General features: G+C 60.5%; 11 protein-coding genes. 7 read left to right on the top strand and 4 right to left on the bottom strand.

Annotated elements, in window-relative coordinates:
* Positions 1-86: 86 nt before the first annotated feature.
* A complete protein-coding gene (locus IEV40_RS06990; RefSeq protein WP_188421099.1) occupies positions 87-3,131 on the top strand; it encodes an FAD-binding and (Fe-S)-binding domain-containing protein in 3,045 nt (1,014 codons plus the stop codon).
* A gap of 84 nt (positions 3,132-3,215) precedes the next feature.
* Here IEV40_RS06990 and IEV40_RS06985 read toward each other — a convergent pair whose 3' ends face one another.
* The 3 genes from IEV40_RS06985 to IEV40_RS06975 are packed head-to-tail and all read right to left on the bottom strand — an operon-like array spanning position 3,216 to position 7,116.
* Entirely contained in the window at positions 3,216-5,372 is a 2,157-nt protein-coding gene (locus IEV40_RS06985) for a TonB-dependent receptor family protein (protein ID WP_308632375.1), read from the bottom strand.
* A gap of 20 nt (positions 5,373-5,392) precedes the next feature.
* A complete protein-coding gene (locus tag IEV40_RS06980) occupies positions 5,393-6,685 on the bottom strand; it encodes a PQQ-dependent sugar dehydrogenase (RefSeq protein WP_188420280.1) in 1,293 nt (430 codons plus the stop codon).
* Complete coding sequence (locus tag IEV40_RS06975) at positions 6,682-7,116, bottom strand: DUF2231 domain-containing protein (protein WP_188420279.1); 435 nt, start codon at positions 7,114-7,116, stop codon at positions 6,682-6,684. Before IEV40_RS06975 ends, IEV40_RS06980 begins: the two co-directional genes overlap by 4 nt.
* A gap of 446 nt (positions 7,117-7,562) precedes the next feature.
* Between IEV40_RS06975 and IEV40_RS06970 the strand changes: the two genes are divergently transcribed.
* The 4 genes from IEV40_RS06970 to IEV40_RS06955 all read left to right on the top strand — a co-directional run bounded on the left by IEV40_RS06970 (position 7,563) and on the right by IEV40_RS06955 (position 12,384).
* Positions 7,563-7,853 (top strand): co-chaperone GroES, encoded by a 291-nt coding sequence (locus IEV40_RS06970; protein WP_188420278.1) that lies wholly within the window; start codon positions 7,563-7,565, stop codon positions 7,851-7,853.
* Between the two features lie 124 nt (positions 7,854-7,977).
* Positions 7,978-9,618 (top strand): chaperonin GroEL, encoded by a 1,641-nt coding sequence (groL, locus tag IEV40_RS06965; RefSeq protein ID WP_188420277.1) that lies wholly within the window; start codon positions 7,978-7,980, stop codon positions 9,616-9,618.
* Positions 9,619-9,790: 172 nt separating this feature from the next.
* Positions 9,791-10,798, top strand: a complete 1,008-nt coding sequence (locus IEV40_RS06960) for a porin (protein ID WP_188420276.1) — start codon at positions 9,791-9,793, stop codon at positions 10,796-10,798.
* Positions 10,799-10,863: 65 nt separating this feature from the next.
* Positions 10,864-12,384, top strand: a complete 1,521-nt coding sequence (locus IEV40_RS06955) for a BCCT family transporter (protein ID WP_188420275.1) — start codon at positions 10,864-10,866, stop codon at positions 12,382-12,384.
* A gap of 10 nt (positions 12,385-12,394) precedes the next feature.
* On the opposite strand, the gene ylqF is transcribed toward IEV40_RS06955, so the two are convergent.
* Entirely contained in the window at positions 12,395-13,306 is a 912-nt protein-coding gene (ylqF, locus tag IEV40_RS06950) for a ribosome biogenesis GTPase YlqF (RefSeq protein WP_188420274.1), read from the bottom strand.
* A 245-nt stretch (positions 13,307-13,551) separates the two neighbouring features.
* Between ylqF and IEV40_RS06945 the strand changes: the two genes are divergently transcribed.
* Both IEV40_RS06945 and IEV40_RS06940 read left to right on the top strand, forming a co-directional pair.
* Positions 13,552-14,568: a transporter gene (locus IEV40_RS06945; RefSeq protein WP_188420273.1), complete on the top strand. Its 1,017-nt coding sequence runs from the start codon at positions 13,552-13,554 to the stop codon at positions 14,566-14,568.
* Positions 14,569-14,724: 156 nt separating this feature from the next.
* Positions 14,725-15,645: an AAA family ATPase gene (locus IEV40_RS06940; RefSeq protein WP_188420272.1), complete on the top strand. Its 921-nt coding sequence runs from the start codon at positions 14,725-14,727 to the stop codon at positions 15,643-15,645.
* Positions 15,646-15,653 lie beyond the last annotated feature (8 nt).

The following is a 15,653-nucleotide window of genomic DNA, read 5'->3' as shown; positions in this document are numbered from 1 at the left end:
CTCGTCTGATGCTGATTTGATTGCGACCTGATGCCGGTACAACCCTCACAACTTCTCGCGACGCCATGCAAAGAATGTCCGGAACGATGACCGTCAAGCCCATCCACTTCGCGCCCGGCAAGCGCACCGACGGCAGCCCGCTGGCGCGCCGGCTAGCTGCCGAACTGCGCGGCGACGTGCTGTTCAGCCGCGCCGATCGCGGCCGCTATGCGACCGATGCATCGATTTACCAGATCCTGCCGGTCGGCGTCGTCGTGCCGCACGACCAGGACGACCTGCTGCTGTGCCTCGACATCGCGCGTTCGGAAAAAATCCCGCTGCTGGCGCGCGGCGGCGGCACCAGCCAGTGCGGCCAGACCGTCGGCGAAGCGCTGGTCATCGACAACAGCAAGTGGCTGAACAACATCATCGATTTCGATCCGGTCGCGCGCACCATCACCGTCGAACCGGGTCTCGTGCTCGATCACCTGAACGCGTGGCTGAAACCGCACGGCCTGTGGTTTCCGGTCGACGTCTCCACCGGCGCGCAATGCACGATAGGCGGTATGACCGGCAACAACTCCTGCGGCTCGCGCTCGATCGAATACGGCAACATGGTGCACAACGTGCTGGGTATCGACGCAGTTCTCGCCGACGGCACGCAAGCCCGCTTCGAGACACTGGAGCGCATGGCGCAGACGCCGCGCCTGCAGCAGATCGTGCAGCAGGTACAGCAGATCGCGCAACGCGAACACGACGAGATCGTCGAACGCGTGCCGAAAGTGCTGCGCCGCGTCGCCGGCTACAACATCGACCTGTTCGACTGCCAGAATCCGCGCGCCTACACCGACGATGGCTCGGCCAATCTTGCACATCTGCTGGTCGGCTCCGAAGGCACGCTGGCCTACAGCCGGCAGATCACGCTGAAGCTCGTGCCGCTGCCGAAAAACAAGGTGCTGGGCGTCATCAATTTCCCGACTTTCTATCAGGCGATGGATTCGTCGCAACACATCGTCAAGCTGGGGCCGACTGCGGTCGAGCTGGTCGATCGCACGATGATCGATCTGTCGCTGAACAATCCGTCCTTCCGTCCCGTTATCCGCAAGGCATTGATCGGCGATCCGCAGGCGATGCTGCTGGTGGAGTTCTCCGGCGACGACAAGACCGTTCTCACCGAACGACTGGAAGCGCTGAACGACCTGATGCGCGACCTGAACCTGCCCGACCTGATCGTCGGCATGACCGATGCCGCAGAACAGAAGGCGCTGTGGGATGTGCGCAAGGCCGGCCTGAACATCATGATGAGCATGAAGGGCGACGGAAAACCGGTCTCCTTCATCGAGGATTGCGCTGTGCCGCTCGAACATCTGGCCGAATACACGTCAAGACTGACCGAGGTGTTCGCACGGTTCGGCACAAAAGGCACGTGGTACGCGCACGCCAGTGTCGGCACGCTGCACGTGCGTCCGATTCTCGACATGCGGCGCGACGGCGCGGTGCGCATGCGCGGCATCGCCGAAGAAGCGGCTGCACTGGTGCGCGAATACAAGGGCGCCTATTCCGGCGAACACGGCGACGGCCTGTGCCGCGGCGAATGGGTGGCATGGCAATACGGCCCGCAACTGAATCGCGCGTTCGGCGAGATCAAGCAATTGTTCGATCCGGACAACCGCTTCAATCCGGACAAGATCGTGCGGCCGCCGAAGATGGACGAGAAAAGCAATTTCCGCTTCGCGCCCGGCTATCGCGAACTGCAAATCGAACCCAAGCTGGACTGGTCGGCATGGAACGTCAAACGCGATCCGGTCAGCGGCGAGGAATCCGCGCCCGGCAGCGGCGACGATCTGAGCGGCGGCCTCGCAAAGGCGGTCGAGATGTGCAACAACAACGGCCACTGCCGCAAGTTCGACGCCGACACGATGTGCCCCAGCTATCGCATCACGAAGGACGAACAGCATCTGACGCGCGGCCGCGCCAACACGTTGCGCCTCGCCGTATCGGGCCAGCTCGGCAGCGACGGCCTCGCCGATCCGGACGTAAAAGCGACGCTGGACCTGTGCGTCTCGTGCAAGGGTTGCAAGCGCGACTGCCCCACCGGCGTCGATATGGCACGCTTCAAGATCGAGGCGCGCGCCGCCTGGGCCGATCGCCATGGGCACACGCTGCGCGATAAGCTGGTCGGCTTCCTGCCGCGCTATGCAGCGCAGGCGGCGCGCATCGGCGGCTTGCTGGCCGCCGCGGAAAAACTGCCCGGCACCGGCTGGATCAAGCGACGCCTCGGCCTCGCGCCGCAACGCCTGTTCCCACGCTTCGTGCACCCGTTCTTCGACGGCAGCAATACGACAACTCATGCAGCGCAAACCGGCGACGGCGACAAGGAAGTTCTGCTGTTCGTCGATACCTTCAACAACAGCATGGAACCGGAAAACGCGCGTGCCGCACAGCGCGTGCTGGAAGCGGCCGGCTATACCGTGCATTTCAACATGCGCGAAGGCGAGCGTCCGCTATGCTGCGGCCGCACCTTCCTGTCGGCCGGCATGGTGAAGGAAGCGAAGGAAGAAGCGCGCCGCACGCTGGATGCACTGATGCCCTACGTCAAGCGCGGTGTCGCCATCGTCGGACTGGAACCGTCTTGCCTGCTGTCGCTGCGCGACGAATTTCTCGGCTACGGTTACGGCGACGAAGCTAGGAAGCTGGCCGACAGCGCCTTCCTGTTCGAGGAGTTCCTGGTACACGAACATGCAGCCGGACGGCTGGCGCTGAACCTGAAACCGCTGGCCGCGTCGCAAGCGATGGTGCATGGCCATTGCCACCAGAAAGCCTTCGATGCCGTGCGGCCGGTGCAGACGGTGCTGAAATGGATTCCGCAACTGGAAGTCTCCGTCATCGAATCCTCGTGCTGCGGCATGGCTGGCAGTTTCGGCTACGAAGCCGAGCATTACGAAGCATCGCAGGCGATGGGCGAACTGTCGCTGTTCCCGGCGATCCGCAAGGCGGAAGCAGGCACGCTGTTCGTTGCCGACGGCACCAGTTGCCGCCACCAGATCACGGACGGCACGCAACAGCAACCGCTGCATGTCGCCCGTGTGCTGGCCGATGCATTAACCAATGCATCAGTCGATACGCCGGCCGACGCACCGGCGAGCGCTTAAGCCGTAGCGTTTTCCCTCGCTGCATAAAGCCGCGACATAAATCGTATGCATGCCGATACGGTGGTATCGGCATGCATACGATAATCAGAACTGTGTCCGCATTCCTACGTACAGGCGCCGCCCCGGTGCAGGTTCAAAGAACCGCTGGTTGCCATCGTTGACGATGACCGATCCCGCATAGGCGCGGTCGAATACATTGTCGATGCGACCGAACAGCATCATCTTCGCCGGGCCGGCATTGAATTCATAACCGGCTCTCAGATTGAATACGGCGTAACCGCCGGCAGCGTCGCTGTTGATGTCATTGACATAGGCCTTGGAGTCGGCACGCATCTCCACTGCCGTTGTCACGGCGTTTTGCCAACGGTATTGCAACTCCGTGTACAGGCTGTGTTCCGGCGCGCCAGGAAGTCGATTGCCGGAGTCGATCGTGCCGTTGGCACTGCTGAACGATTTATCAAATCGCGCATCCAGCCATGTGTAGGCAACGCTGGTCGATAACCGGCTGTTCCAGTCGCTGCGTAACGACGCTTCGATGCCGCGACGCTCGACATCATCGACATTCTGGAAGATGGCACGGCCGAACAGCGATTGCTCCTGCACGATTTCATTCTTGCTGCGCGAATTGAATATGGCGAAATCCATCAGGTGATGGCCGCTTTTGATCTTGGTGCCGATCTCGGCCTGCACGCTGGTCGATGCGCGCAGACCAAGATTGGGGCCAGTGCCGTCGGCACGGTAGGCAGCTTCCGCCAGTGTCGGCGTTTCGAAACCCTTGCCGATGTTGGCATAGATGTTGACGTTGTCGTTCGCACTCCATACCAATCCGATAACAGGGCTGGTCTGCTTGTATTCGACGCTGCCGCTGTCGTCCGGATTGTTTAACGCGGGATCAGGATTCGGCACGATGTAATCGTCGTCGACCGACAGCCTGACACGGCTCATGCGCACACCGGCCGTGGCGCGCCATTGCGGCGCGAAGGTCCAGTCAATCTGGGCAAACACGTCGGTATTTTTCGCATGATCGTTTTCATCGCGACGCAACGCGCCCGGAGTGCCACCGTTATTCACGAAGCCCTGGCGACGCTCGCTCAAGGAATCGGCTTCCACACCCAACGTCCAGTTCAGCGGCAAGCCGTTCACCCTGGTCTCGTGCATCCAGTTCAAGCCGACGCCACCGTAACCGCGATCCAGATCGATGATGCCGCCGGCTTGAACATTCTCATCGCCGGGAAACGCCAGGGACTGGAATACCTTGCGCGTGCCGCCGTATACGCGGGCGCTCAACCTATCGTTGTCGCCCAAGCGCTGTTCGAGCAGGATGCCAATCTGCTGCTGCGTGATCGTTTTTCGTGTATCGAACATGATGGCACGCGGTGTGACCTGACGCGGATTACTTTCGAAATCGGCGCGCGTCAGCCCCAGCGGGTCTTGCGACAAGGGCTGATCGAAACTGTTGAGAATGGCGGTGATCCTGGTGTCGCTCGAAGGCCGCGCCACGAGCTTGGCGTTGATGGTGGTGCGTCGCGCGGCACTGTGATCGCGGTAGCCGTCGGTCGAATACTGGCTGGCATCGATGAAGCCGGCCACCGTTTCATTGCCGCCGCCGGCAGAAACGCCAAACAAGCGTTGATCGTCGGAACCAGCTCCCAGCGACAACGATGCTTCAGGCTTCATCGGCGGCTCCCTGGTGAAGACTTGCACCACACCGCCGGCGGCATTGCCGTACAACTGCGCCATCGGCCCACGCAACACTTCGATGCGGCTGGCGGATGACAGGCTGGCGGTCGACGCCTGCCCTTGCCCATCCGGCATCGTCGCCGGAATTCCATCGACCAGGATGCGCACGCCACGAACGCCAAAGGTGGAACGCGTGCCGAAACCGCGCACCGAAATCTGCAAATCCTGCGCATAATTCTGCCGCTCGCGCACCTGGACACCAGGTACCGTTCCCAGCAATTCGGACATGTTGACCAGCGGCGATTGCGCACGGAAATCGTCGACCTGCACGACATCGATTGCAGCAGGCGCATCAAAGCGATTCTGTTCGGAACGGCTCGCGCTGACGACAATTTCCGGTAGCGTTGACGGAGACGCCGATTCCTGTGCATGCGCGGTGGACAGCGATGCAATCAGCGCAAGCAGCGTGAGCGGACAGGAGGGCTTGAATGCAAGAGCATAGTGTTCGACACGATTGCTCTGCATTGCGCGGCAATGGCCGCACATCGATTGCGTCGACAAAAGCTCCTCCGGCCCGGGATTCAACGATTGCGAGTGACTCTCCAGACGGTATTCGACAGATCGTCCGCGATGATCAGCGCTCCGCGCGGATCGACTGTGACGCCTACAGGTCGCCCGCGGGTTTTGCCGTCGTCGTCACGAAAGCCCGTCGCAAAATCGATGGGCTCGCCAGCAGGACGGCCGTTACTGAACGGGACGAAAATCACCTTGTAGCCCACAGGGTTGGGACGATTCCAGCTGCCGTGCTCACCGACGAATGCGCCGTTCGCAAATTTCTCTCCCATGGACGGTTGGGAAAAGCTCAGGCCGAGCGCAGCGACGTGCGATCCCAAACCGTAATCCGGCTTGACGGCAGCGGCCACTTTCTCGGGATTCTGCGGCTTGACGCGGGTATCGACGTTCTGTCCCCAGTAGCTGTACGGCCAGCCGTAAAACGCCCCTTCGCGCACCGAAGTCAGATAATCCGGCACCAGATCCGGGCCCAGTTCGTCGCGTTCATTGACGACGACCCACAGCTGCCCTGTTTCCGGCTGCATCGCCAATGCCGTCGGATTGCGCAGGCCGGTCGCATAAACCCTGTGAGCGCCGGTCTTCACGTCGATCTGCCACACTTGCGCCCGATCCAGTTCGACCTCCATGCCGCGCTCGGTGATGTTGCTGTTCGAGCCGATACCGACATAGAGAAAACGGCCATCGGGGCTGAGCGTCATCGATTTCGTCCAGTGATGGTTCACTTCCGAAGGAAGCTGCGTGATCGACACTGGCGGACCGCTGGCCTTGGTCTGGCCTTCCTTGTAATCGAAACTGACGAGTTCATCCTGGTTGGCGACATACAGCTTGCTGCCGTCAAACGCCAGGCCGTAAGGAGCGTTGAGGTTTTCGGCGAAGACCGTCTTCATTTCATACGTGCCGTCGCCATCGGCATCCCGCAGCAACGTCAGGCGGTTGCCGCCCTTGACCTTGGTATTGCCTTGCGCCTTGATATAGCCGGCGATCACATCCTTGGGTTTCAGCTTTGCCGCATTACCGCCACGACCTTCCGCCACGATGATGTCGCCATTGGGCAGCACCAGCGTCTGGCGTGGAATCTTCAGATCGGTGGCGATCGCCGTAATGGTGTAACCGTCCGGCACTGTCGGTTTCTGGTCGCCCCACGCAGCGGGTTCGGCGATCTTCATGTTGGGTAACAGGCCGCGCTGGGGCTCGGGCAATTTGGGGTCCGGCCCGCGTGCCTGCGTCTCATCGCCCTTGCCGCCGCATGCGCTCAAAAGCAGCGCGACGCTCATGCAGGTCACTATGCTGAAGCGTTTCATCGCACACCTCCCACGAGCGGGCCACGCAATCCGATCCAGGCCGACGCGCAGCTCAACACCGCGACGATGACCGACAGCACAAGACCGAGCGGCATGACCGCCCATGCATCCTTCGCATGCTGGAAGGCATTGATCAGTCCGAGCACCCAGGTCACTGCCAGCAGCAGCACATACCAGACGGGTTGCCCCGCCTTTCTGTCCGCCGTGACGAGATTGACAAGCGCAAACAGCAGCGCCAGTCCGCCGAAAAGCAAGGCACCGGCAGTCAGCCAGGAAGCGAAGTTACTCCACTGGATCTCGTACGACTTGTAATAAGCGATATCGCTCAGCAGCGCGCCCAGAAACAGCGAAACGGAACCGGCGACCAGAATCGCGTGCAGAGGACCGGGAGGGGAATAATAGGTAAGGCTGGACGAGGCGGACAGTGGCATTGCATGCTCCTTGTGGTCACATTGGCAATTGACGCAAAGTCTATAAGCATCCGGCCGCATCTTCTCGTCAGACTATGCCGCGTCATCAAGTCAGAAGGCGCCGACACCGCGAATTTGCGCGATAGCGTTGGTACGAATGGTGCGGCACGACCGGGAAGAAGTGCGCGAAGCGCATCATCCGCGGTGGCATTCAGTGAAGCGCTGCCCTTCATGCACAAGGAGCGGGCGACGCTTCGAGTACCGTTTTTAACAAGGCGCTTATCTTTTTGCATCGTCCCTTGAATTAAAAGACAAGCATCCATATACTTAGCACTCGCCGGGGTAGAGTGCTAAAACCCTCTGCACCGATCCCACTTTCCAGTGCGGCAGGCTTGCAGTGAACACAACCGCACGGCAGCGGCCTCGCCGTGAAAATCACCTAACTTACTGATAATTAAGGAGTTTGTATGAACCTTCGTCCCTTGCACGATCGCGTCATCGTCAAGCGCCTCGACCAGGAAACCAAAACTGCGTCCGGCCTCATCATCCCTGAAGCGGCAGCAGAAAAACCGGACCAGGGTGAAGTGCTGGCAGTCGGCAACGGCAAGATCCTCGAAGACGGCAAGGTTCGCCCGCTCGACGTCAAAGTCGGCGATCGCGTCCTGTTTCAAAAGTACGGCGTTCAATCTGTTAAGTACCAAGGCGAAGAACTGCTTGTTATTAAAGAAGACGAAATTCTCGCAATCGTACAAAAGTGATGCCGGTTTCCGCTTGCATGCACAGCATCGAGCGGACTGCATCCTCTCCGCCACGCGGATCGGTGATTGCACATCAATCACTCAGCGCAAGCGCATTTAACAACGAATATTCAGGAGCATAAACATGGCAGCTAAAGAAGTGGTATTCGGCGACGCAGCCCGTGCCAAGATGGTCGAAGGCGTCAACATTCTGGCAAACGCCGTCAAAGTCACCCTGGGCCCGAAAGGCCGCAACGTCGTGCTCGAACGCTCGTTCGGCGCACCGACCGTCACCAAGGATGGTGTTTCGGTTGCAAAAGAAATCGAACTGAAAGACAAGCTGCAGAACATGGGCGCACAGCTCGTGAAGGAAGTGGCATCCCGCACCAGCGACAACGCAGGAGACGGCACCACGACCGCAACCGTTCTGGCACAAGCCATCGTCCGCGAAGGCATGAAATACGTTGCCGCCGGCATGAACCCGATGGACCTGAAACGCGGCATCGACAAGGCTGTCGCAGCCACCGTCGAACAACTGGCCACCATCGCCAAGCCATGCACGACCACCAAGGAAATCGCGCAAGTCGGCTCGATCTCGGCCAACAGCGATGCATCGATCGGCGAGCGCATTGCCGAAGCGATGGAAAAAGTCGGCAAGGAAGGCGTCATCACCGTTGAAGACGGTAAATCGCTGAACGACGAACTCGACATCGTCGAAGGCATGCAGTTCGACCGCGGTTACCTGTCGCCGTACTTCATCAACAACGCAGAAAAGCAAACCGCGATTCTGGAAAACCCGTTCATCCTGCTGTTCGACAAGAAAATCTCGAACATCCGCGACCTGCTGCCGGTACTGGAACAAGTCGCAAAAGCAGGCCGCCCGCTGTTGATCATCGCCGAAGACATCGAAGGCGAAGCGCTGGCCACCCTGGTCGTCAATAACATCCGCGGCATCCTGAAAACCTGCGCAGTCAAGGCACCTGGCTTCGGCGATCGCCGCAAGGCCATGCTGGAAGACATCGCGATCCTGACCGGCGGTCAAGTGGTTGCGGAAGAAGTCGGCCTGACGCTGGAAAAAATCACACTGGAAGAACTGGGCCAGGCAAAACGCGTTGAAATCGGCAAGGAAAACACCACGCTGATCGACGGCAACGGCCAGGCTGTTGCGATCGAAGCACGCGTCAAGCAGATCCGTGCACAGATCGAAGAAGCGACCTCGGATTACGACCGTGAAAAACTGCAGGAACGCGTTGCCAAGCTGGCAGGCGGCGTTGCCGTGATCAAGGTCGGCGCAGCAACCGAAGTCGAAATGAAAGAGAAGAAAGCACGCGTTGAAGATGCACTGCACGCAACCCGCGCAGCCGTCGAAGAAGGCATCGTGCCAGGCGGCGGTGTTGCCCTGCTGCGCGCACGCGCCAGCCTGAAACTGCAAGGCGACAATTCCGACCAGGACGCCGGCATCAAGATCGTTCTGCGTGCGATGGAAGAGCCGCTGCGCATGATCGTGCAGAACGCCGGTGAAGAAGCATCGGTCGTCGTCGGCAAGGTTCTGGAAGGCAAAGGCAACTTCGGTTACAACGCCTCCAACGGCACCTACGGCGACATGGTCGAAATGGGCGTGCTGGACCCGGCCAAGGTCACGCGTTCGGCACTGCAGAACGCCGCATCGATCGCCGGCCTGCTGCTGACCACCGATTGCATGGTCGCAGAAATCGTCGAAGACAAACCGGCGATGCCTGACATGGGCGGTATGGGTGGCATGGGCGGTATGGGCGGCATGATGTAATTGCTGCACCAGCGGAAGCCGGCTTCCGGCTTCCCGTCTTTTGCAAAAACAAGCCCGCAAGGTAAAACTTGCGGGCTTGTTTTTTGTCGTAAATCATGTTCCTCTGTATCGCAGGCGATCATGGTGTCGCCGCTGTAGCAGGTTTCTTTCTTACTGCATGGGGAGGAAGCACTTGCCGACACGAATCTCCATTCATTCTTCCGCAAGCGAACGAACGCAACGTACGCCGCTGACGCACCGCCGTGTTTCGATCATGCTGGTCGCTGCCACGGTTTCCACCCCGCTCGCCGCCCAGACCAGCGTTGTACCTTACGGCTATTTCGATCTGGGTATCGCCAGGGAAAGCGGTTCAGCGACACGTGTCGATCGCGGCTTCAACAACTGGCTGGGACTGAAGGGAGAAGAAAAGCTATCCGCCGGGCTGGCCACCACCTTCGTTCTCGAAACCCGGTTCGATCTCGATACCGGCGAACAGGAACGACCGAAAACCTATTGGCAAGGCGAGACGACAGTTGGACTCAAGGGCGAACGCTTCGGCAGACTGCGATTGGGACGTGCCATGACGCCTTTATGGCAGAACGTGTGGGAATACGAACCATGGATGAACAGCGGTTTCAACGCTTCGCTGGCTGCCTATCAAACCGGCCGCTACACCAGCGACGGCATCCATGATGCGGAATTGGGCTATGCAGATTTCTCCCGTTTCGGCGATGCGCTGTTCTACGGCACACCGGATTTTTACGGCATGAACGTACAGACCGCCGTCAAGCTCGAAACGGACGCGGCGGCCGATAGCCGCCCCGTCGGCGGGGCGATCCGTTACACTACCGGTCCGCTGCGCGCGGTCTTCGCCTACGAAAGAAACGCGCATCGCGACGACATCCGGCTGCTGGGCGCGCGCTATCTCATCGGCCCCACCGAAATCATGGGTTCCTGCGCACGCAACCGCCTGCGCGGGAGCGAACCGGAAGATACCTGCGTGCTGGCAGGCACCTATACCGTCGATCGGCATACGATCCGTGCCGGGTATGGGCATAATCGTCTCAACGGCGATCACAAGCTCAGTGCCGGCTATGTCTATGCTTTCTCTCGCAACGTCACGACCTATGTCGACCTGTATCAAGATCATCGGACGGAACGATACAAGGGGATGGCCATCGGCATGACCTATTCGTTCTGATCGTCGCCGGAGAAGCACGCACGCTGTCGTCGCAGGCATGTCCGCATAAAAAGAAAGGAAAATCCATGCAACTGATCTTTTCGGCTGGATCCATACTCATCGTCGTCCTGTGGGGCATCTTTTCGCCGTCGTCGCTCGGCAGGTTCTTCGATTCGGCGCTGGCAATCACGACCAAGAATTTCGGATGGCTGTATTTGTGGCTGGTGCTGGCGCTGGTCGTTTTTGCACTCTTCCTTGCCTGCAGCCGATACGGCAATCTGAAACTCGGCGGAGAAGACGACGATCCCGAGTTTTCACTGCACTCGTGGTTCGCCATGCTGTTTTCGGCCGGCATGGGCATCGGCCTGGTGTTCTGGGGCGTGGCCGAACCCGTTTCGCATTATCTGATTGCGCCGCCCGGCATCATTCCCAGTACACCGGAAGCCGCCAACGCTGCAATGCGCTACAGCTTCTTCCATTGGGGCCTGCATCCGTGGGCCATTTACGGCGTGGTCGCGCTGGCGATCGCCTTCTTCCAATATCGGCGCGGCAGTGCCGCGCTGATCAGCGAATCCACGCGCACCCTGCCATGGCGGCCGATCCAGCGGATGTCCAGCCTGTTCAATGTGCTGGCGGTGATTGCCACCGCGTTCGGCGTCGCCGCCTCGCTCGGCATGGGCGCGCTGCAGATTAACAGCGGCTTGCATACCGTCCTCGGCGTACCCATAGGCACAACCGCACAAGTCTGCATCATCGTCGTGACGACGGCATTGTTCATTACCTCGGCAGTCAGCGGCGTGGACAAGGGCATCCGGCTGCTTTCCAATTTCAACATGATATTGGCTGTGCTGCTGGCGCTGACCGTGTTTCTTCTCGGTCCGACCATCACCATCATCGACACGCTGACCAACACGCTGGGCTCCTACCTGAGCGAATTCATTCGCATGAGCCTGCGCATGACACCTTTTCGCGAAACACAATGGGTAGGCGGCTGGACGCTGTTCTATTGGGCCTGGTGGATTTCGTGGTCGCCGTTCGTCGGCCTGTTCATCGCGCGCGTATCGCGCGGCCGCACGATACGCGAATTCATCCTCGGTACCGTGCTGGCGCCGACGTTTGCCGCTTTCCTGTGGTTCTCCGTGTTTGGCGGCACGGCGTTGCACATGGAAATCTGGCAAGGCGTGCCTATCAGCGAGGCAGTCACCAGCGATGTCTCAACCGCGTTGTTCGCCATGTTTAATGCCATGCCGCTGGGATTGCTGATGTCGATCGTCGCCACGATACTGGTGCTGGTATTTTTCGTGACCTCCGGCGATTCGGCGACGCTCGTGCTCGGCATCATGAGTTCAGGCGGAAATCCCGATCCTTCGGCACGAATCAAGACGATATGGGGTCTGCTGGTGGCCGGCATCGCCATCAGCCTGCTTCTGGCCGGCGGCCTGCAGGCCGTTCAGACGGCAACCATCGTTTTTGCGTTGCCGTTCACCATCGTGATCGTGCTGATGGTGATCGCCCTGTGGTCGGCCATCCGGCACGACTGGAATGAAGAACAACGACGCGAACGTGAACTGCGGCGCAAAGTGCGCGAGATGACGGCGTCGAAATGAGGCGGGCCTTTCAGCCCTCTTCCGCGTCGTCGGCCTGCACGTCGCTCAGCGATTCCGGCGGCTGGTAGCTGGCCAGCAGCGCGGCGCGGCTTTCCGGCGTCTCCAGGCTGATACGGCCGAGCGCGCCGCTGCGGTAATCCTGCAGGAAGGTGTGCGCGGCCTTTTCCAGATCGAAGTCGCCGCCCTTGATGCGGAAGGCGCGTTTCTGTGCCACGCCTTCAACAACAGCCACGCCATCCATGCCGTCGGTCTTGAGCGCGTAACGCGCCGCCAGCAGTTGCGGATAACGCTGCAGCAGGATATCGGCAAGGAAGGTCGCGACTTCTTCCTCGATCAAGGCATTGCTGCCGATCGCATGGCTGGCGGCCAGCATCAGGCCGTCGGTCGGATGTTCGATCTTCGGCCACATCATGCCGGGCGTGTCGGTCAGCACGATGTTGTTGCCGAGATAAAGGCGCTGCTGCGTCTTCGTCACGGCCGGCTCGTCGCCGACCTGGGCAACGCGTTTTTTCAGCAGCGCATTCATCAGCGTCGATTTGCCGACGTTCGGAATGCCCATGATCATGATGCGCAGCGGCTTCAGCGCGGTGCCGCGATGCGGCGCGATCTTCATCGCCAGGCCTGGCACCTTGGCGACGTCGGCCGGTTTCTTGCAGCTGAGCGCAACCGCATGGACATTTTTCTGCGCGTTGTAGAAATCGATCCACAGCTTCGTCGCCACCGGATCGGCCAGATCGGCCTTGTTCAGGATTTTCAGGCAGGGGCGCTGACGGAACGTTCGCAACTCCTCGATCATCGGATTGCGGCTGGCCTGCGGCACGCGTGCGTCCAGCACCTCGATCACCAGATCGGTCTTCTCCATGGCTTCCGCCGCCCTCTTGCGGGCGGCGTTCATGTGACCGGGGAACCATTGGATGGACATGCGTGACTCTTTCTGCGGATTTCTCTGCGAATTCTCTGATGAAGCGAGCCGCTATTCTACCTGCTCGGCCGCTTCTCCCCTGCATTCCCGGACGCTTGTCACACGGATGTCACATCGCTTGCGCAGAATAGCGGCTGCCAGCGCCGACGGGATCCGGCGCATAAAGGATCCCGACCAGATTCCGGAGCGGCCATCTCACGAGCAGGCCGCTCCGCCAGCCTTTCCGTATCGTTTCCACATTCCCCATGTCCACTGCTGCATTCGGCAACTACGGTTCGGACCCGTCCGGCCTGATCTGGGGATTCCTGTTCGGCCGCGATACCTCCGCCATCCAGATCGGTTCGCAGGAAGCCGCGGAATGGCTGGCGCAGCCCTCCTCTTCGGACAACGAATTTCTCTGGCTGCATTTCAACCTGAGCAATACCGCCAGCGAAAAATGGATGATCGAACACGGCGGCGTCGCCGATGAATTCGTCGAAGCGCTGCACGACGGTTCGCGCTCCACCCGCATCGAACTGGCGAACGATACGCTGGTCGCCGTCGTCAACGATGTATTGCACAACTTTTCGCTGGATTCGGCCGACATCGCCACGTTGTGGCTGAACGTATCGCGGCGCGTCGTCGTCAGCGCACGCCGCACGCCGCTCAAATCCATCGACCGCCTGCGCCATGCCGTGGCAACGGGCGATGCCGTACGCTCGTCGGTGGAACTGCTGATTCACCTGTTCCATGACCAGGCCGACGTGCTGGTCAACATCGTGCGCGATGCCGTCGCGCGTGTCGATCGCGTCGAGGACAACCTGCTGGCCGGCCGCCTGACCGAGCGGCGCGCCGATCTCGGCGCACTGCGCCGCGTACTGGTGCGGCTGCAGCGCCTGCTGGCGCCGGAACCTGCCGCGCTGTTCCGCCTGCTGCAGCGACCGCCGGCATGGATGGCCGAAGAAGACCTGCAGGAACTGCGGCAATCGACCGAAGAATTTTCCGTCGTGCTGAACGACATGAGTTCACTGCAGGAACGCATCAAGCTGCTGCAGGAAGAAATCGCCGCGCAGGTCAACGAGGAAAACAATCGCAGCCTGTACGTGCTGACCATCGTCACCGTGCTGGCGCTGCCGATCAACATCATTGCCGGCCTGCTCGGCATGAATGTCGGCGGTGTGCCGCTGGCCGAGCATGCACACGGTTTCTGGATCGTGGTCGGCATCGTCGCCGCCTTCACCGTCATTGCGTTCTGGGTTGTACTGCGCAAGCAGAAAGACTGACCTCGGTTCCGTTCCTTCCATCCCATATTTGCACGCTCCCGCAACGCGCCGTTCTCGCATAGAATCTGTCTGCTTCGGATTCACGCCTTGCCGTTCACTCACTGTCGTTCCATTCAACCGTGCGCGCCGCATGCGCGCCTCTCCATGGAAGATCGCATGTTCGCAAAACTGCACGAAGTCGCCGTACAGGTCGGTACCATCGTCGTCGGCAAGGATCTGCAGATCCGGCAATCACTGGTCTGTCTGCTGGCCGGCGGCCATCTGCTGATCGAGGACGTGCCCGGCGTCGGCAAGACCACGCTGGCACACGCGCTGGCGATTTCGCTCGGCCTGCGCTTCAACCGGCAGCAGTTCACCAGCGACCTGCTGCCGGCCGACGTAGTCGGCATCTCGATCTTCGATCGTGAAAAGAACGGCTTCGTATTCCACCCCGGCGCGATCTTCACGCAGGTGCTGCTGGCCGACGAGATCAACCGCGCCACGCCAAAGACGCAGTCGGCGCTGCTGGAAGCGATGGAAGAGCATCAGGTCACCTCCGACGGCGTCACGCGCGATCTGCCGGAACCCTTCTTTGTCATCGCCACACAGAATCCGGCGCACCAGATCGGCACCTTTCCGCTGCCGGAATCGCAGATGGACCGTTTCCTGATGTGCCTGTCGCTCGGCTATCCGGATACCGCCGCCGAACGCGCGCTGCTGATGGGCGAGGATAGACGCACGCTGCTGAAATCGATGAAGGCGGCGATGCAGCCGACCGACCTTCTGGCCGCACGCGCCGCGTTGAAAACGATCCACGTCGCACCGTCGCTGATCGACTACGTGCAGGCACTGGCACATGCATCGCGCCAGAACGGCATGTTCGTCGAAGGCCTGAGTCCGCGCGCCACGCTCGCCTTGCTGCAGGCCGCGCGTGCGTGGGCGGCGATGGAAGGCCGCAATCACGTGATTCCGGAAGACGTGCAGGCCGTGCTGGTGCCGGTCGCCGCACACCGCCTGCGTTCGCTGAAATCGGCAGCTGGCAGTGCCTTGAACAGCCGCGATCTCGTGCTGCAGCTGATGAAGTCGGTTCCGGTCTGAGACACTGA

This window comes from Oxalicibacterium solurbis, assembly GCF_014635845.1.
In the GTDB taxonomy this organism is placed as follows: domain Bacteria; phylum Pseudomonadota; class Gammaproteobacteria; order Burkholderiales; family Burkholderiaceae_D; genus Oxalicibacterium; species Oxalicibacterium solurbis.
This window is presented reverse-complemented; position numbering and strand designations above follow the sequence as displayed.

Bases quoted from the DNA above. Each gene is read 5' to 3' on its own strand.
- IEV40_RS06990 (WP_188421099.1), top strand. From the start codon at position 87: ATGACCGTCAAGCCCATCCACTTCGCGCCCGGCAAGCGCACCGACGGC.
- IEV40_RS06980 (WP_188420280.1), bottom strand. From the start codon at position 6,685: ATGAAACGCTTCAGCATAGTGACCTGCATGAGCGTCGCGCTGCTTTTG.
- IEV40_RS06975 (WP_188420279.1), bottom strand. From the start codon at position 7,116: ATGCCACTGTCCGCCTCGTCCAGCCTTACCTATTATTCCCCTCCCGGT.
- IEV40_RS06970 (WP_188420278.1), top strand. From the start codon at position 7,563: ATGAACCTTCGTCCCTTGCACGATCGCGTCATCGTCAAGCGCCTCGAC.
- groL (WP_188420277.1), top strand. From the start codon at position 7,978: ATGGCAGCTAAAGAAGTGGTATTCGGCGACGCAGCCCGTGCCAAGATG.
- IEV40_RS06955 (WP_188420275.1), top strand. From the start codon at position 10,864: ATGCAACTGATCTTTTCGGCTGGATCCATACTCATCGTCGTCCTGTGG.
- ylqF (WP_188420274.1), bottom strand. From the start codon at position 13,306: ATGTCCATCCAATGGTTCCCCGGTCACATGAACGCCGCCCGCAAGAGG.
- IEV40_RS06945 (WP_188420273.1), top strand. From the start codon at position 13,552: ATGTCCACTGCTGCATTCGGCAACTACGGTTCGGACCCGTCCGGCCTG.
- IEV40_RS06940 (WP_188420272.1), top strand. From the start codon at position 14,725: ATGTTCGCAAAACTGCACGAAGTCGCCGTACAGGTCGGTACCATCGTC.